General features: G+C 42.3%; 16 protein-coding genes and 1 pseudogene. 12 read left to right on the plus strand and 5 right to left on the minus strand.

All coding sequences use genetic code 11. The features are described from left to right. Positions 1 to 360 precede the first annotated feature (360 nt). From CP947_RS07635 to CP947_RS07665, 7 genes are all read left to right on the plus strand, one after another. A complete protein-coding gene (locus CP947_RS07635) occupies positions 361 to 1,164 on the plus strand; it encodes a sugar phosphate isomerase/epimerase family protein (RefSeq protein WP_096712627.1) in 804 nt (267 codons plus the stop codon). Positions 1,165 to 1,339: 175 nt separating this feature from the next. After that, positions 1,340 to 1,804, plus strand: a complete 465-nt coding sequence (locus CP947_RS07640; protein ID WP_096712628.1) for a DUF5806 family protein — start codon at positions 1,340 to 1,342, stop codon at positions 1,802 to 1,804. A 201-nt stretch (positions 1,805 to 2,005) separates the two neighbouring features. After that, a complete protein-coding gene (locus tag CP947_RS07645; RefSeq protein WP_096712629.1) occupies positions 2,006 to 3,280 on the plus strand; it encodes a UbiD family decarboxylase in 1,275 nt (424 codons plus the stop codon). Positions 3,281 to 3,301: 21 nt separating this feature from the next. After that, complete coding sequence (locus CP947_RS07650; RefSeq protein WP_096712630.1) at positions 3,302 to 4,492, plus strand: aconitase X; 1,191 nt, start codon at positions 3,302 to 3,304, stop codon at positions 4,490 to 4,492. After that, entirely contained in the window at positions 4,473 to 4,883 is a 411-nt protein-coding gene (locus CP947_RS07655) for a DUF126 domain-containing protein (RefSeq protein ID WP_096712631.1), read from the plus strand. Before CP947_RS07650 ends, CP947_RS07655 begins: the two co-directional genes overlap by 20 nt. Before the next feature lies 1 nt (position 4,884). Next, complete coding sequence (locus CP947_RS07660) at positions 4,885 to 5,994, plus strand: site-2 protease family protein (protein WP_096712632.1); 1,110 nt, start codon at positions 4,885 to 4,887, stop codon at positions 5,992 to 5,994. A 13-nt stretch (positions 5,995 to 6,007) separates the two neighbouring features. Then, positions 6,008 to 7,132: a TIGR04013 family B12-binding domain/radical SAM domain-containing protein gene (locus CP947_RS07665; protein ID WP_096712633.1), complete on the plus strand. Its 1,125-nt coding sequence runs from the start codon at positions 6,008 to 6,010 to the stop codon at positions 7,130 to 7,132. On the opposite strand, the gene CP947_RS07670 is transcribed toward CP947_RS07665, so the two are convergent. Genes CP947_RS07670 through CP947_RS07685 form a run of 4 tightly spaced genes read right to left on the minus strand, consistent with a single transcriptional unit; the run spans position 7,108 to position 10,908 of the window. Continuing rightward, on the minus strand, positions 7,108 to 7,812 hold the full coding sequence (locus tag CP947_RS07670) for a YkgJ family cysteine cluster protein (RefSeq protein ID WP_096712634.1): 705 nt from the start codon (positions 7,810 to 7,812) through the stop codon (positions 7,108 to 7,110). The two genes, CP947_RS07665 and CP947_RS07670, sit on opposite strands and share 25 nt — an antisense overlap. Before the next feature lie 42 nt (positions 7,813 to 7,854). Continuing rightward, positions 7,855 to 8,280: a universal stress protein gene (locus tag CP947_RS07675; protein ID WP_096712635.1), complete on the minus strand. Its 426-nt coding sequence runs from the start codon at positions 8,278 to 8,280 to the stop codon at positions 7,855 to 7,857. Positions 8,281 to 8,335: 55 nt separating this feature from the next. After that, positions 8,336 to 10,147, minus strand: coding sequence for an excinuclease ABC subunit UvrC (gene uvrC, locus CP947_RS07680; protein WP_096712636.1), 1,812 nt, complete (start codon positions 10,145 to 10,147; stop codon positions 8,336 to 8,338). Continuing rightward, positions 10,144 to 10,908 carry a ribonuclease H-like domain-containing protein gene (locus tag CP947_RS07685; RefSeq protein ID WP_096712637.1) on the minus strand — a complete coding sequence of 255 codons (765 nt, stop codon included), beginning with the start codon at positions 10,906 to 10,908 and terminating at the stop codon, positions 10,144 to 10,146. The genes uvrC and CP947_RS07685 overlap by 4 nt, the downstream gene beginning before the upstream one ends. Before the next feature lie 138 nt (positions 10,909 to 11,046). On the opposite strand from CP947_RS07685, the gene CP947_RS07690 reads away from it, so the two are divergent. The 5 genes and pseudogenes from CP947_RS07690 to CP947_RS07710 all read left to right on the plus strand — a co-directional run bounded on the left by CP947_RS07690 (position 11,047) and on the right by CP947_RS07710 (position 15,238). Then, positions 11,047 to 11,310 carry a PRC-barrel domain-containing protein gene (locus CP947_RS07690; RefSeq protein ID WP_096712638.1) on the plus strand — a complete coding sequence of 88 codons (264 nt, stop codon included), beginning with the start codon at positions 11,047 to 11,049 and terminating at the stop codon, positions 11,308 to 11,310. A 7-nt stretch (positions 11,311 to 11,317) separates the two neighbouring features. Beyond that, positions 11,318 to 12,049, plus strand: coding sequence for a tRNA(His) guanylyltransferase Thg1 family protein (locus CP947_RS07695; protein WP_096712639.1), 732 nt, complete (start codon positions 11,318 to 11,320; stop codon positions 12,047 to 12,049). A 59-nt stretch (positions 12,050 to 12,108) separates the two neighbouring features. Next, positions 12,109 to 13,062, plus strand: coding sequence for a tyrosine--tRNA ligase (locus tag CP947_RS07700; protein WP_096712640.1), 954 nt, complete (start codon positions 12,109 to 12,111; stop codon positions 13,060 to 13,062). Positions 13,063 to 13,123: 61 nt separating this feature from the next. Beyond that, positions 13,124 to 14,278 carry a hypothetical protein gene (locus tag CP947_RS07705; RefSeq protein WP_096712641.1) on the plus strand — a complete coding sequence of 385 codons (1,155 nt, stop codon included), beginning with the start codon at positions 13,124 to 13,126 and terminating at the stop codon, positions 14,276 to 14,278. Between the two features lie 290 nt (positions 14,279 to 14,568). Next, positions 14,569 to 15,238 (plus strand): annotated as a pseudogene (locus tag CP947_RS07710) (transposase). Positions 15,239 to 16,117: 879 nt separating this feature from the next. Here CP947_RS07710 and CP947_RS07720 read toward each other — a convergent pair. Next, positions 16,118 to 17,989 carry a PAS domain-containing sensor histidine kinase gene (locus CP947_RS07720; protein ID WP_096712643.1) on the minus strand — a complete coding sequence of 624 codons (1,872 nt, stop codon included), beginning with the start codon at positions 17,987 to 17,989 and terminating at the stop codon, positions 16,118 to 16,120. Positions 17,990 to 18,096: the final 107 nt, after the last annotated feature.

The raw sequence follows: 18,096 nt of genomic DNA on the forward strand, positions 1-18,096 counted from the left end.
TATCCTCCTTTTAATTAATTATAATAAATCCATGTATTGTTGTAGAACAACTTTTTGGGGTTTGTTCTGTATGTTATGAATTATAACATAGACTCATCTAAGGTGGGTTTGGATTATTTAATATAATTCATAAACCTTTCGGATTTGTCTCCTGAAATCGATTATATTTCCCACATAAAGAGGGATTTGTTCAGCATATCAACAATTGGATCAATATGTTTATCACTTACCATAATTACATCAGAAATCATCAAAATCTAAATTCATATACGCCGTATCAATGGGAATGATGCTTTAACTGAACAGTACCTCTTTGCCTTACCAAAAAGACTATTTATCACTTGCAGAACAGTATTCTATATGATTGGTGCATCTTCCTTTGCAGCCCCGCTGCCCGGACTCGATGAGTATGTTGATTCTGTTGAACTCTATATTCCCAAACTTGGTGTATATGATGGAAGAACACTGGACAGGGAGCGGCTCTTTTCAATACTTGATGAATTATCCACCTGTGATCTGGAGACATCGATTCACGCTCCTTACTTTGCCGATGTGCCAACCTATCCTTCTGGTCTTGTGGTTAATACGGCAGCCATGGACAAACAGGATTTCAGACTCATGGAAGAGTCCATTGATCTTGCCGCAGAGATTGGCTCCCAAGCTGTAGTCATCCATCCCGGTATTCAGGGGGAAGATTATGAAAAATCTTTCAGTAAAATGATTGCAAACCTGAAACAACTGGCCGCCTTTGCTTCAGACAGAGGTGTGGTACTGGGACTTGAAAATAAGGAAAATACAGCTCCTGATAATCTCTGCTGTGATGCAGAGGAAGTTGTAAGGGCAGTCCTTGAAGTTGATTCTCCCTCTCTTGGTATTACTTTTGATGTTGGTCATGCCAATCTGACCTGCAGGGGGGACTGTGGCCTGCTCAGACATTTTGCCCGACGTTTTGCAGAACATGTTGTCCATGTACACGTTCATGATAATCACGGAAAGTGCACGGGTGATTATTTCGGAGATGCACACCTTGGTCTAGGTGCGGGTTGTATTGATTATACCGTACTTGAAGAATTGTCGGGATTTGATGGAATATTCAATCTTGAAGTCTTTTCTCTGGATGATGTCATTGCGGGAAGGAATAAACTGGATGAAATATTTCCCTGAATTCACGGGATACAGGCCTTCCCTGTAGACGTTTTCTCTAATTTTTTGATTTCATGCATGGATACCTGTGTGCAGAGGGGGATATTTTTACCTTGTTCCATTTTCTTATGGAAAAACTATTAAAACATTACAGCAATGAGTATTATAGTGGTTGCAATACAAAGAAGGTATCAGCATGAGTAGGTATGAGAAATTCAAGAAAATGGAAAACAAGACATACTCTGAAGTCAACAGGTACCTTAAGTCTACAACTCATTTGACAGCGCGTGAATGGATGATTGCCCGTCTCTGTGCAGATTTCAAAAATGTATCCGACCATTCGGAAATGACCTGGATAGGTGAAAACCTGCCGGATATTGTGCCATTTGCAGAGAGTCCGTATTCCAGACAGGAAGTATCCAATGCCCATTCCACCTTCAAGAAAAAAGTCAGGCGTAGTGGCACAACATTTTTTTATGCATATTATGCAGGCCTGATAGGCCAGGAAGAAATCCTAACCATGATACATAGCATGATAGATGATATAGGAGAACTGCTCAAGATTGAAGGCGGGGAATTATCCGAATCCCATTCAGAGGAAGTGCAGCTATTGATTGCACAAGTCCTCAAAAATATCAATGAAGCAGAGGGATTTGATTAATGATATTGTTAGCTATATGGATTACACACGTGATGCAAAATATATGGTATTTATAATGTCGTATCATTCTCTCAATTGCCGAATATCTGTGGGCTCCTGTCAACCTCCTTTCCATTATCCTGTTTCCCACAATTATCTGAGGGGAGCTCACAACTTTTTAATGGCAATATGTATTTATCATCCCTTTTTATAGTATAACCAATGACCCTCAGAGATTTTATTGACAGGATCCGTACTTCCGGCAGGCTTACCGTAATCAAAGAAAAAGTGAATGCCGAGTACGAGGCACCAATGATTGCAAAAAAGACCGCCGGGCCGGTCCTTTTCGAAAATATTAATGGTTACCGGGCGATCATGAACGTATTGGGAAGCAGGGATGAGCTGGGAGCAATGCTCAATGTCAATAGAAAAGACATTATCCAGAGTCTTTCCAGGATACAGCCTGATGGTGAAATAAGGATTGTGGATTCCTCTCCCACACAAGAAGTTTGTGTGGAGGAAGTGGACCTTTATTCTCTTCCTATAATGACTCATTTTGAGAAAGACGGCGGTCCCTATATTACGGCAGGAATAGTTGTTTCTGAATATGATGGTGTGACAAATGCCTCGATCCATCGCCTGATGGTTGTGGGAAGAAACAAACTGGCTGCACGCCTCGTGCCTCCAAGACATACATATCTTCTGCAAAAGGAGGCGGAGAACAATGGTGATCCATTGCCTGTTTCCATAGTATTGGGCCCTCATCCTGCGGTTGCTTTTGCATCCTCCACACGGGTCGGGGAAGGCAAGGAATTTAATTATGCGGCTTCCCTGATGGGCAATCCTGTGGAACTTTTTGAATGTGACAATGGTGTAAAGGCCCCACATTCCGAAATCGTCATGGAAGGTTACATCTATCCCGAAGAAAGGACAGATGAAGGTCCATTTGTGGATATCACGGGTACCTATGATCTTGTGCGCCAGGAGCCTGTCATAACGGTTACCAAAATATGGCATCGTAAAGACCCCATATATCACGGAATATTACCTGCAGGTCCCGAACACCTGTTGATGATGGGTGTGCCTTATGAACCCCGTATTTACGGGGCTGTCGGAGAAGTTACAAAAGTAAAGAATGTAATTCTGACCGAAGGAGGGTGCTGCTACCTTCATGCCATTGTCCAGATTGAAAAGCAGACAGAGGGGGATGCAAAAAACGCCATAATGGCAGCGTTTGCCGCCCATACCAGTCTCAAACATGTGATTGTTGTGGATGAGGATATAGATATATTTGACAGTAACGACATCGAATTCGCAATGGCAACACGTGTGAAGGCGGATTCAGATGTTATGATAATTCCCGGGGTCCGGGGAAGCTCTCTTGATCCGCGGGGTGCTCTGGACGGTACAACTACTAAAATGGGTATTGATGCCACAAAAGTGCTGGCAGAAAAAGAGAAATTCGAAAGAGCAACGATGCCAAAAAACATTTACTGATCATATTTGAAGGTTTATTATATGTATCTCACACCTGAAGAAGAAAGAATGATGGCAGGGGAAAGCGGCCCTACCCTGCAAAAGGCTATGGAAATCCTGGTCGCACTGGGTGATATCTACGAGGCAGACCGCCTGATTCCCATTAAAAGTGCCCAGATTGCAGGTGTCTCCTATAAAACGATGGGTGATGCCGGTCTGGAATGGATATCCGATCTTGAAGGCAAGGTGCAGGTGCCTTCCATCCTCAACCCTGCCGGCATGGATCTTGAAAGATGGCAGGAGATGGGAATATCTGCCGAATTCGCCGAAAAGCAGCAGGAGATCATCGAAGCATACAGGAATCTGGGTATAGGGGTCCAGTGTACATGCACGCCGTATTACCTGCAAAGTTTCTCGGCAACCTACGGTGATCATCTTGCCTGGAGTGAATCCTCAGCTGTATCCTACGCTAATTCCGTTATCGGGGCCCGTACCAATCGTGAAGGTGGCCCTTCTGCTCTCTGTGCAGCTCTTGTGGGTAAAACCGCAAACTATGGCTATCATCTGGATGAGAACAGGATACCTGAACTCATGATATCCGTGGATTGTGAACTGGATGCTTCGGATTATGCAGTCCTGGGATATATCGCAGGCAAAGCAGCAGGTAAACGTGTGCCTCTATTCAAGATGCGATCTACACCCCACAGGGATCAGCTCAAAGCACTGGGTGCTGCAATGGCTGCATCCGGCGCAGTAGCCCTCTATCATGTGGACGGTGTAACTCCTGAAACCTGCAGGAAAGATTTCGAGCCACCCGCGGAACAATTGACGATTGAAAAAAGCCAGATAGATGAAGTATATGAAACAGTATCAGGTGATGGGATTACAGAATGTGACAGCGCTGCTGTGGGTTGTCCTCACTGTTCACCGGAAGAACTGGAAGATGTTGCTGCAAAGCTTGAAGGTAAGGTTGTGGACAACAATGTCTGGATATTTACTTCCAGGGAAGTTGCTGTATCCAATCCCAAGATAGTAGAAAGTATCGAGAGAAGTGGTGCAAAGGTCCTCTGTGACACATGCATGGTGGTCTCCCCTGCAACCGATAAGTTCTCTCACATGGCAGTAAATTCCGGAAAAGCCTATGCCTACCTGCCTGGAATGTGCAAGGTGGCCGCAACAATTGCCAATATTGAGAAATGCATGGAAAAAGGGGGTGGAGCCCATTCGGATTAAAGGCAGGGGTATCTCAAAAGGAAGTGCTGATGGTGAAGTATTGCTTTCAGAAGACCCAATCTCATTTCTGGGCAACGTAGACCCGCAAACAGGTAAGATTGTTGATCCGGAGCATTGTCTTTTCGGTAAAAATATAGCTGGCAAGGTATTGGTATTTCCACATGGGAAAGGCTCAACAGTGGGTTCCTATGTAATTTACCAGCTTTTCAAAAATGGTGTTGCTCCGGTTGCAATGGTAAACCTGGAATGTGAACCGATAGTAGCTGTGGGAGCGATCATATCCGAAATTCCTCTGGTTGATGGTCTGGAAAGTAATCCATTTGAGATGCTGAAGGATGGTATGCACGTGAATGTAGACGGAAATGAAGGCTGGCTGGAAACAAAGGAGTAAGATGGGTTTAAAACGGAAACCTTCAGTAGACCCTCAGGTCAAACAGCTTATTGACTGGATGTATCTTCAGGTAAGTCCTTTTTTCAGGGTATATGAGGTGAACTACCATGCCGGGTCGGTCTATTTCTATGGAATGTCACGGGTTAGCCGCAAGATCATACAGGAATCCCTCACAGTGCAGTTTGCCTCCAGGGGTTACAACCTTGCTATCGAATCTAAGTTAGGGGAAGAGGTAATTGCAGCGGTTCCCTTCAAACAAGGAAAAGACAGAGTCTGGATAAACGCTGTGCTGGCAATAGCCACTTTTTTTACAACCATGTTTGCCGGTGCAAGCATGTTTGGGGCAGATGTAATTGCAGATCCGATCTCTGCTTTTGAAGGTTTGCCTTTTACTATCGCTATAATGGGTGTGTTGGGTTCACATGAGATGGGGCACTATCTCGCAGCTCGCAGGCATGGCATGCAAACTTCCCTGCCCTATTTTATTCCCTTTCCCTCCATAATCGGAACAATGGGGGCGGTTATCAAACACAAAGGAATGATACCGGACAGGAAATCCCTGTTTGATGTGGCAGTTTCAGGCCCCCTTGTAGGGCTTGTGGCCTCAGTAATTGTAACGATCATAGGTTTGATGCAACCCCCGCTGGAGTTCTCTCAGGCACCCGGGACCCTTATGATAGACCTGCAGATGCCTCCCCTATTTGCCTTCCTGCAATGGCTAATGGGTTCCAGTGGTCAAACCATTCACCCTGTGGCTTTTGCCGGCTGGGTGGGCATGTTTGTCACCCTGCTCAACCTGCTACCTTCGGGCCAGCTGGACGGAGGGCATGCCATGCGTGCAATGCTTGGTGAAAAAGCGAAATACATTTCTTCAGCAATGCCGGTTATACTCGGATTGGTAGCCATATATATAGGCACTGTAATGGGACAGAATGCCGGAATCTGGTTTTTCTGGGCGGTTTTACTGTTTCTTTTTGCTACCGCAGGCCATCCCCGACCAATGGAAGACAGCCATGAACTTGACGGGAAAAGGATGTTACTGGGAATAGTTACCTTCGTGTTGGGCCTGTTGTGTTTCACACCGGTTCCTTTTACTGTAGTTACTGTTTAAGGAAGTGAATTGAATGGATATAAATCTCCGATGGCATCGAAAGAACTCATACAGTCTGGCGACGCTTTATCCCTTGCTTGAAAATGCCGATTTTGTCAGGCATCCGGTTGACGGCATAATGGTGTACAGCTTTTCCACCGCACAAAAAAGAAACATATTTAGGGAAGTATCCTCTTCAAACACCGATTCTGTCTATATAGCAGGAGGGCCGCATCCATCAGGATCAGTGGAAGAAACTCTTGGGTTTTTTGATTATGTGGTGATAGGGGAGGGAGAAGAAACCCTGCCAGAACTTGTGGATACCCTGCAGATGGGTGGAGATATTTCAAAAGTAGCCGGCATCGCCTACAAAAAAGAGGGTAATATTGTGTATACGGCTGCCCGGCAACCGGTAAACCTTGATGATTATCCCTGTTTTGACTGTGATGGGCCCCGATCGCCAATTGAAATCAGCCGGGGATGTCCCTGGAATTGCAAATATTGCCAGACTCCCAGACTTTTAGGTCACAAAATGCGTCATCGAAGTATTGACTCCATTGTTCGTTATGCACGCTGCTACAATGACCTGAGATTCACCTCTTCAAATGCTTTTGCCTACGGGAGTGACGGAATTCATCCAAGGCCGGATAAGGTGGAAAAATTACTTGCCTCCCTTGCAGAACTTGAGGGAAAGAACATTTACTTTGGTACATTTCCTTCGGAAGTGCGTCCTGAATTCGTGTCCGAGGATGCCCTGGAACTGGTAGATAAATACTGCACAAACAAAAGCATAAGCCTGGGTGGCCAATCAGGCAGTGATAGGATACTCAGGCAAATTCGCAGGGGACATAGCAGTGAAGATATCTTTAATGCCGTTGAGCACTGTGTGGACAAAGATATAGTGCCGATGGTGGATTTCATATTCGGTTTTCCCGGTGAAAACGAAGAGGACCAGCGAATTACCCTAGATATGATCAACTGGATAATCAGTAAAGGTGGCAAGGTGCGGGCTCATTACCTGACTCCACTACCTTCGACTCCCTATGGAAATATAGTTCCTGCACCGATTGAACCGGATGTAAATAAACTTCTGGGTAAACTGGCACTGGATGGGAAATTGACAGGAAAATGGGCTCAATTTTTATATGCAAGATGGTGAGTATGAAATTGTCCGCAATGGTACACGTTAACGACAATTTCTTTTCCTGAATTGTATTTTTTCATCTGTCTTTCGTATTGTCTCTGGGAAGGTTTGAGTTTATTTTCCCTGAAATAGGAGAGCAGGGTAGTAAGGAAATCTATTCGGTGCTGCAGGAATCCGGTTTCATATTCTAACACATCTTTTGCTATCTGCATGGCGTCCTTCTCAGTCATTTCACAGTGGTAGTAACCGTGTTCGTTCAGGCCTGCTACATATCTCCACAGGAGTTTGCCCCTGCTGTTGGGTTCGCGATTGAGCATATACGGATATATGCTGCATATGGCGGGCCTCTGTGTGTATATGGCACACAGGTCATCTTCTCCCAGGAAAGCACAGGTCCCGTCATCCTTGTAGGTCAGGGCATACCCCTGTACATAGAAATTGCCCTTGTTATCACAGTAATCAAAATAAGGTGCAGGTGTAATTTTTGAAGAATCAACCATCTCGATTCTCTCAACATCATTCTCAAGCAGGAAAACATGGTCATTGTAATCGCGGGTGCAACAGCGTGTACACCTGCTGCATTCAAAACCCACATCTTTGATTATATCAACCAGTTCTCCAAAAGGATATGCCTCTACAGCAGAGAGGTCTGATCTGGTCTGTGAGAGCTCTTTACTTATCAAAGTTATCTGCATCACCTGGGACTAACCGCGCTGGCATAGTATTTAAGAATATTTTCAACGGACTACATATACAGGTTTTTTGGAATTGCGTATCACCTTCTCCGCAACACCGCCAAGCAGGAATTCTTTGGTGCTCTGCTGGCCCTTGCAACCAATGACGATCATATCAACACTCTTTCGTTCAGCAAAATCCATGATCTCATCTGACGGATATCCTTCCAGCATTTTTGTCTCGCAGGACAAACCCTTCTCTTTTGCAATAGCCATTGCCTTCCGGAATGTGTCTTTGCCCATCTCCTCCAGCACCCGGCTAGAAGGACTCCAGGAATCAGGATTTGACAGAAGGGATGAACCGGGATGTACCACATAAACTACGTAAATACTACTATCCAAACTCTTTGCAATTTCCATCCCCGCTTCAAGCACCTGTTCCGAATAGCCGGAACCGTCAACGGAAATAAGCATCTTGGTGTAACTCATTATCTAATCACCCTTGCAGTTAATTAGGACAGTATTTTTTATATAACTGTCGTGCTCATTTTTGTTCCCTGAGCTTTTCGGCAATACGTCTTGCAAGTTCCTTTCCGATTCCCTCAATTTCTGCGACCTCTTTTTCCTCAGCCTGTCTGATCTTTTCCACAGAGCCGAAATGCTGCAGAAGTTCTTTCTTTTTCTTCTCCCCGATACCTTCAATCCCATCCAGCTCGGAATGGGAAAGTCTCGCTGATCTTCTTTTCCTGTGGGAAGCCACTGCAAACCTGTGTGCTTCGTCCCTTACCTGCATGAGTATTTTTAGTGCAGGCGATTTTTTTGGCAGAATCAGCAGTTTACGTGGATGGTTTTCAGGAAAGATTATGTGCTCGAATTTCTTGGCAAGGCCGATTATAGGTATATTCATCTGTAGTTTTTGCAATTCCCGGTTTGCGGCATTGACCTGTCCCTCTCCCCCGTCGATAAGTATGAGGTCTGGCATGGCTTGTTTGTCCTTTTTATGGGAATATCGCCTGCCAACTGCTTCGGCCATCATGGCAAAATCATCAATTCCTTCAACACTTTTGATATTATAATGCCTGTAATCCGCTTTTGACGGTGTACCGTTTTTGAATACCACCATCGAAGCTACCGGATCGCTTCCCGATATGTTGGATATGTCAAAACCTTCTATGTGTCGCGGCAGGGTGCCAATTCCCAGTTTTTCCTGCAGAGCCTCGAGCCCTTTCAGTGTTCCCTCTTTTTTTGCCTTCTCCGTGTTTGCCCTTTCTCGGGCCATTGTGGCATTTTTCATCGCCATATCAAGGAGTTTTTTCTTTTCCCCTATCCGGGGAATGTTCAGGGTGACTTTCCTGCCAGCCTTTTCAGACAGCCATTTCAGGATTACTTTTTCCTCCGGTGGCATTTCTGGCACAACAATTTCGGGAGGTACAGGGGAATCCTGGTAGTATTGTTTGATGAATTCGGCAATAATTTCAGAGGACGTACTTTTCCCCCGGTTCAGTTCAAAATCCGCCCGTCCCACCATGCTGCCGTTTCTCACGTAGAAGAGCTGCACGTAGACATCCTTTTCATCCACATGTAACCCGATTACATCCCTGTCATCGATTCCTGCAGTTGTCCTTTGCTGTTTTGCAAGTTCTTTTAAGCCCTCAATCTGGTCCCGGATAACCGAAGCTGCCTCATATCGCTGCTTTTCTGCGTATTCCTGCATTTGCTTTTTGAGTTTGCCCAGCAGGTCACCGGTGTCCCCCCGGAGGTACTTTACTGCCGCCTTCACATTATCCCTGTATTCTTCTGCATCCACATCTCCTGTACAGGGTCCCATGCAGCGATTTATATGATAATTCAGGCAGGGCCTTTTCTTTTGTGTGGGATTGCCGTGACACCTGCGGATTTTGAAGATCTGGGATATCAGGTCAAGAGTGGTGCGCACTGGCTTTACACTGGTGTATGGGCCAAAATACACAGCATCGTCCATTAACCTGCGTCTGACCAGGTATATGCGCGGGTATCTGGAATTGATGGTTACCTTCACATAGGGATAACGTTTGTCGTCCTTAAGGCTGATATTGTACCTGGGCCTGTTCTTTTTGATAAGGTTGGCTTCCAGAATAAGGGCTTCAACTTCTGTGGATGTAACTATGTATTCTATATCCCTGATCTTGCTGACAAGAACCTTTGTTTTTTGGCTCTTGTTTTTGTCAGTCTGAAAGTACTGGCTGACCCTTTTCTTCAGGTCCCTAGCTTTACCGATGTAGATTATGGTATCATTTGCATCCTTCATCAGGTATACGCCGGGCAGGTGGGGAAAATCCGATATGTCCGGATGTCCCGGCACAATATTTTCACTCATTTCTGTGGTGTACACCCCTTAAAGCAATGTTCAATAAACCTGTCATATGTAATCTCCAGGATAGTTTCCAGATTCACTATATCTTGCCTGTTGTACTCAAGAAGCAGGTCAAGGGCTTTTTCATTCCCTTTTTCATATTCTTTCCACAGGTGCACGGCTTCAAAACCATCCATTCCTTCAGTTTCTTCGGAGCGGTTAATTCCCAGCATGTGTTCTATATTTTTGAGTCCGCCTTTAAACCCTATTCTCCTTAAAGGATACATAAGATCGGTATGCATTTGTTCCATTGTGATCTGTGGGAACTCTCGCTGTATGAAAGGAAGGTCAAAACGCGCACCATTAAAAGTTACCAGGAAATCGTATTGTTCCATCTCCTGCACTATTTCTTCCAGATTTATGCCCCGCACGAAACTTTTCACATCTTTACCGTTATAAACTCCAATGACAGTTATTTCAGAGGATGCAGGTGAAAGCCCTGTGGTTTCAATATCCACGTAGGCTACAGAGTCCGAAAAATTACGGAATCCTCTCCAGTGTTCGGATGTAGGTATCGATTTTGCAAAATAAGGAATATCGCGTATCTCAAGTTTTTCGATGGAGTTTTCAATTTCCATTGCAATTTTATCTTTTTTGGAACCCGGGAGGTTTATTGCGCTTTTATTCTGCAGGAATTCATTCCATGTCGTAATTCCACCGGACCATATCTTCCTCTCGGTTTCTTTCCCGATGCCCGGGATATGAATATAAGTACTTGTAAGCATTAATGTCACCAATATTTTATATGATGGATTCAGCTCATGTAATTAAATTTGCCAGAATATATATCATTTAAGAAAATGTATTTATATATATGACCAACGTAAATTCTTATACAATATACAACTATAACAGGGGATAACATGCGCGCAGATATTACATCACTCTTTGGGTTAAACGTATATACCAACCTCGGTACTTATGTGGGTAAAGTTGATGACCTTGTAATGAATGTGGAGGAGGGGGTAATAAGTGGTCTTGCTCTTTCTGACATCAGTCGTGATTTTTTCGATGTTCCTACAAAGGGTGTCATAATTCCCTATCGCTGGGTAATCACAAGCGGGGACATCGTTCTTATCAGGGATGTTGTCAGCAAATTCAGGAATAAAGAGAAAGAAGAAGACTGATCATCTCATGAAAGAGCGAGAGATCTATGCTGATTTGCGTTGTGTGTCTCCGGTAATTCTTCGAGTAGATGGCAGGAACTTCCAGCATACCCTGAAAAAAGAAGGGTTTGAAAAACCCTATGACCTTTTCTTTGCCACCTGTATGGCCGATTCAATAGAGCTGTTTTTCAAAAAAAGCAACATGAACCCGGTTTTTGCGTACACTTTTTCTGATGAGGCAAGCATTGTATTCACGGATCTGCCCTTTGACAGAAGAGTGGAGAAACTTGATTCGGTTGTACCTTCTTTTTTGAGCAGCTCTTTTACCCTTTTTTCAGGAATTGAGGAACCTGTGGCCTTTGACTGCCGCGTGATTCCTGTATGCAGTGGCCAGTTTACCGAATATATGCAGTGGCGACAACAGGAAGCCTGGCGCAATTTTGTTAGTTCTTATGGTTATTACACTCTTATAGATGAAGGTATTGACAGAAAAAGTGCAGCTTCGATCATGCATGGCAAAAAATCACAGGACATACATGAGATGATGTTTGAAAGAGGCACAAATCTGGCAAAGAAACCTGCATGGCAAAGGCGAGGTGTGGCTGTATACAGGGTGAAATATCCAATAGAAGGGTATAATCCTCTTCTGGAGGAAAAGACACGTTCCACACGTTCACGTATCTACCAGGATTGGGATTTGCCTCTTTTCAGTACAGAAGAGGGAGATAATTTCCTCAAAAGACATATATCTCTGGATTGAATAGAGATTGCACAATTATTGACCTTATTATCAGTTAAATTATCTTATGCGGTGACTCCATGGACAGAATAGATCTTGTTAAAAGGAATGCTCAGGAAATTGTTACAGAGAAGGAACTGGATGAACTGATGGAAGCAAAAGCAGAGCCTTCTGCCTACACCGGTTACGAACCAAGCGGTAAGATACATATGGGTCACGTGCTTACCGTAAACAAATTGATCGACCTTCAGAAGGCCGGCTTCAATATAACGGTACTCCTTGCAGATGTGCACGCTTTCCTGAATCAGAAAGGTACTATGGAAGAAGTAAAACAAATTGCTGATTATAACAGGAGATGCTTTCTTGCACTGGGGCTTGACCCTGATAAAACCAATTTTGTTTATGGTTCGGATTTCCAGCTGGGTGAGGAATATATGCTCAATGTACTCAGACTCACCTGTACTACTTCTCTGAACAGGGCCCGCCGCAGTATGGATGAGGTAGGAAGAACAATGGATGATCCGCGGGTTTCCCAGATGGTCTATCCGATAATGCAGTCTATTGATATTGCTATGCTTGATGTTGATGTAGCTGTAGGTGGTATCGACCAGCGTAAGATACACATGCTTGCCCGTGAGGGACTGCCTGGAATGGGTTACAAGGCACCGATATGTCTCCATACTCCAATCCTGCTGGGACTTGACGGTGATAAAATGGCATCTTCCAGAGGCAATTATATTTCTGTGGATGATGATGAGGCAACCATCAAGAAAAAGATGAAAAAAGCTTTCTGTCCTGCTGGTGAGATAGTTGATAATCCTGTGTTACAGCTCTTCCGCTACCATATATTACCCCGTTATGAAGAGGTCGTGTTTGAAAGGCCTGAGAAATTTGGAGGCAATCTTACATGCAATGGTTACGAGGAACTTGAAAAAATCTTTGAAGACGGGACCCTGCACCCAATGGACCTTAAAAACGGTGCTGTAAAATACATGAGCCTGTTACTTGCACCTGTCAGGGAAGTTCTCCTGTAAATCCCCACGATAACATATATAATGTTTGCAGGCAGATATTTAGCATTAAACCGGGGGAAACATGAAATATACATTTCAGGATTCTACTGATCTGCCTGTACAGCGGGATTTCATTGAGGATTTAAAGAACTTTGTGGATGCCTGTTCCAAAGTTCTTCCTGTAGAAAAGGAAGCGATTGAAAAAAATGAAAATTATTACAAAAATATCGGTTCTCTGGAAAAAGCACTGGAGGAACTGAATAGTTCCAATGATAAAACTGTGGAATGTGTCAAATCCCTGGATTCTGATTTTGCCGGCCACTATCTGGATGAATATAAAAAATCAGTCCTGGAAGCCTGTGACAGAGCTGTACATGAAGGCTTGGAACAGGTAAACCTCTCTATCGAAAAGGAAAGAAATGACTATAACAAATTCATGAATTCTATCGGCAGTCAGGTCCTTTCTATGTTGAATCCTCTTTTTGAAGGCGGAATTTATGGTTCTCATGAAAGTTATTCCATGGAAGCTGAAAATGGCCATTTAACCGGCAAGAAGGTCTCAACTTTTGGGTCAATGCAATCTTTCTTTGAATTGGGTTATAACAGGTCTTCTGTTGCGGTAAAAGATCTGATTGATACCCTTTTTATCCCTACGTGGACAAGAACCGGATTAATATCCAAGGAAAAAAAGATCAAAATGGAAGACCTGTCCGAGTATTTACTGAAATCGTTTGAGTATGATGGCAAGGAGCACGTGGACGCCTCTTTCAGCAATAAAAAGGCAGACCATTCGCTGAGAATTATTTCAGACGGCGATGAGTATTCCGTGATTTTTGATGATACTGATATTACTGCAGACCCTGCGCTTTTTAAATCAATAACCCTCGAAGAGATTGATTCACTTGTCAATAATCTTGTGGGATTTGCCCGGTCCAGTATTGCTTCCCGCAAACTTGTCAATTTGATGGCCGGTGATGAGAATGCCATTTACAGTAATGAGATATTTGACTGCTTAAAGGCTGTTGCAGAACAGTATTCAGACATTATAACCCAGTGTCGTGAAAGGGGATATGTGAAAGGTGAAATTACCATCAAGATTGAGCAAGAAGATGGAACACGCACTGAAAAGTACGTGGATCGCAGCGAAATTTTCAACCGTCTTTCTGAGCTTGGTAGTGAAGGATTGGAGATTGCAGGTATTCTCGGGGTTGAATCTTCCAAAAGCAATTCACATTAATTTTTCTTGTGGTCAGGCATAACATTTATTGCATTCTCAAAAATAGAATTTATAATTATCTGTTATTATTAAATATTAATTATGCCGATATGGCCATTAATGAACTCATAAATAATAAGTCTACAGTTTAAGGAAACACTGCCTGTATCACTTCCTTGGAAGTCTTCTATCATTCGATATCCATGAGTGTATAATTTTGATTAATATTCCTATAGAGATTTCTGATTAACTCCTCCCCTCACCCAAACTAAACAACAATATTTATATTCTATCAAGATAAATTTAGTTATATGAGTACTTTCAGTAATTTCACCCTGAAACACAGAATATGACCGTTTGATAGCTGGTGGTGACAAACTATATGATAATAGACAAGTTGATCGACTGGAAACCATTTCGTCCCATACTGGAATCTATGTATATCAACAGGACAGACAAAGGTGGTCGACCTGAAAATGATGTTGTAATGATGTTCAAAATGCTTGTGTTACAACAATGGCATGGTCTTTTTTGATCCAGAACTTGAACCACAAAGACAGATTGATTGTAGAGGATTGGAAATTGGTCAAAAAAAGGTGGCAAATCATATTTTGGGTACAAACTGCTACGATTATTGATAAGGAGAATGAGTTGATTCGAAGGTTTGAAACGACTGTGGCATCAGTACATGATTCACAGGTGGATCTGTCAAAAAAAGGAGAAGTGGTGTATAGGGATAAGGGATATTTCGAAGTGGCGGCAAAAGGATTTGCAGCAACGATGCAAAGAGCGGTAAGAGGAAAGCCACTGAATATCAGACAGATTATGCGCAATGACAGGATTAGTGTACAGAGGATGCCCTGTGAAAGGGTGTATGCGGTGACAAAAGGCGTATTCAAAGCGGGAAAGGTGATGGTGACGGCGTTTTGTTTCAATTTGCATCAAATGAGGACGTTAAAAAGAAAAAAGGTGGTGGACTGAGGGCGGAAACTATCTAAAAATAAGCAGATATTTCAGAATAATTGCCCGGGAAACAGGCTAGTAGAGTGATAATAAGAACAAATTTTATAGAAGTTCTGGAAGAGGAACGTTGATCAGAATTCTCAAATGAGAATGGATTTATCAGATCCATTCTTTATTTTGAGGATATCAGCAATATCCATCACAACCAGGATACCAGTGATCGATTATTTGAGATATCGGCGCAACATCTATTTCTCTGGCATACTGAATTTTTTATGTTGTATTGGCATACAAATATATAATATATTAACTATAGTTGCAAATTAGAGTTAAGATGAACAAGGTTATATCTGAATTTATTATAATTATATCTTCAATTCTATTTTTAATGTTTACGGTTTTTGCACTATTAGCCATTGAATATTTAATGGGAGGGAGTATGCTTAGCAAAACGTTGCTATCTACTGCTACCTGGACAATGATTATCATTGCAGGATCGATGATGCTTGGTGTGCTTTGCTTAGTGTATTATCTAAAGTGAACCAATTCTTCTCAGAAAGAGTTTTTTGCAGTGATCGCAATCATGAGTTGGCACATACACATTTGTTATTGATTAAATCCAGCACTTTTTTACATCAAAGTACAGCTTCTCAGCATCTACCGGAAGATAAACTTGTTTTTCGTTGGGAAAGGTATGAAGCAGGAAGCCATCTGGTTTAGCCAAGTGGTAGTTCACACTCTAATACTTACAGTGTACATTATTCTGACATCCATTATTGCAGGCTATCTTACAGAGATGATAGTGGATGATGAATCAAAATCTTACAGATATAAAAGAAAAGATATGACAATTGATTTTCAAACAGTGGTTAATATTAGATTGTGCTGAAACGGAAATCATTTTGGTACAGGTATCGCTAACGTAAAAGTAGTACCCATTCCAGGCTCACTTTCCACCCGTATACTTCCACCATGCATTTTCACATATCTGTTTACAATGGCAAGCCCCAGACCGGTGCCACCATATTTACGGGTGGAAGACGAATCGACCTGTTTAAAGGGATCAAATATGCTTTGGAATTTTTCATCAGGAATACCTATACCATTATCTGAGATAGATATTTCAATATTATCACCGACAAGCTGGGATGTAATTGTAACTTTACCTTTTTGAGGTGTGAATTTAATTGCATTGCTGAGTATATTATACATGATTTGTTTGAATTTTACCTTATCAGCAAATATTTCTATATCTTCAGATTCGATGTTGGATGTAAGTTCAATATCTTTTTTATTAGCCATGGGTTGCATCAAGGTTACTACTTCATCCACCGTTTCTGTAAGGTTCATGTTTTCAGGTTCATACCCCATTTTACCCGCTTCTATTTTGGAAAGATCAAGAATATCATTGATCAATTTCAACAGATGTTTTCCGCTTTTGAGAACATTGGATATGTATCTGGTCTGGTTTTCATTCAAATCACCATGTTTTTTATCTTTCAGGATATTAGAAAAACCAATGATTGAATTAAGAGGTGTCCTTAATTCATGACTCATATTGGCAAGGAATTCTGATTTGGCACGATTTGCTTCCTCAGCTGCTACCTTACTTTCCACGAGATGTTTTTCTATTTCCTGGCGAATATCTTCCAGTTCCAGTTTGTAGAGGGCAAAAGAAATGTCACCTTTTACTTCTTCAAACAAACCGATTATTTCGCCGTCCTGTGCAAATTCCCGGGATATGGTGGCTGCAATTACACCATATACATTATCCTTGTATTCAAGTTTAGAAAGCAGGTGTACTGATTTTGTATATTCCTTTGCCGGAGTATGATCGGTATATTGCTCAAATAAGTCATCCACAATAAGCAATTCGTCTTTTTCTAAAACAGTCCTGATATAATCAGGGGTTTCACCTTTTTCCATTTTTGAGGAAAGGAGTGAATATTTACTAACTCCGCTACTTTCCTCAAAAAGGATTGGCTTTTGATTATGATCCATCAAACATATACATGCACTGTAAAAACTATGGGATTCAGCGAGGATGTCACAGATACCCTGTACAAGTTTTAATTTATCGTTTTCTGTTACGATAAGCTGGTTTACATTGCGTATGGATTTTAACACCGAAGTCAGGTACTCAATCCTTTTTTCATTCGTTTTACGTTGAGTGATGTCATTGATAATACATATCGTTCTTTCATAGTTTCCATTGGTTTTATTCATACCTGAGGAATTTATGATGACATCAATAAGAGTGCCATCCTTTCTAACCATCTTGTATTCTTTACCGTAAGAATAGCCGGTTTCAAGGATTTCCTGAAGGGATTGGGAAGCTTTGCCCAGATAATCCGGATGAATTATCTTTGCCATTGGATAGCCTATGATTTCCTTTTTTTTATAACCCAGGAAATTCTGGACCTGGTTGTTGCAGTCAACAATTATGCCATCAGAATCTATAGAGGTAATCAGGTTTGCAGCGGTTTCAAAGATGGACCTGTATTCCTCTTTGGCTTTTAAGGCCTCTTCGTAGAAGTTGTTGATTTCATTAATGTGGGGTATTACGTAAAATAGAAACAAAAGGGCGGTTACCAGAACAAAAAGCCATCCTTTATAGGTTTGCAGCAGGCCATATAATCTTATATCAGAAACAAACCATCCCAATGCCATATCTGAAAACAGGATCCAAAGACCTGCAAAGACAACATATAACAATGTGGTTGTCAGAACAGCATTTACATCCTTTTTAATCTGTGATGATTCTTTCATCTGATTTTAGTACTATTACTTCTAACTATAAGGGTATTGGTTCTATAGAAAATTTACCAATCAAAAAGAAATATTATGAGCGGGTGACTCCGCTCATTTTCAAGACT

Origin of the sequence: Methanohalophilus euhalobius (genome assembly GCF_900215215.1) — an archaeon.
Classification (GTDB): Archaea; Halobacteriota; Methanosarcinia; order Methanosarcinales; family Methanosarcinaceae; genus Methanohalophilus; species Methanohalophilus euhalobius.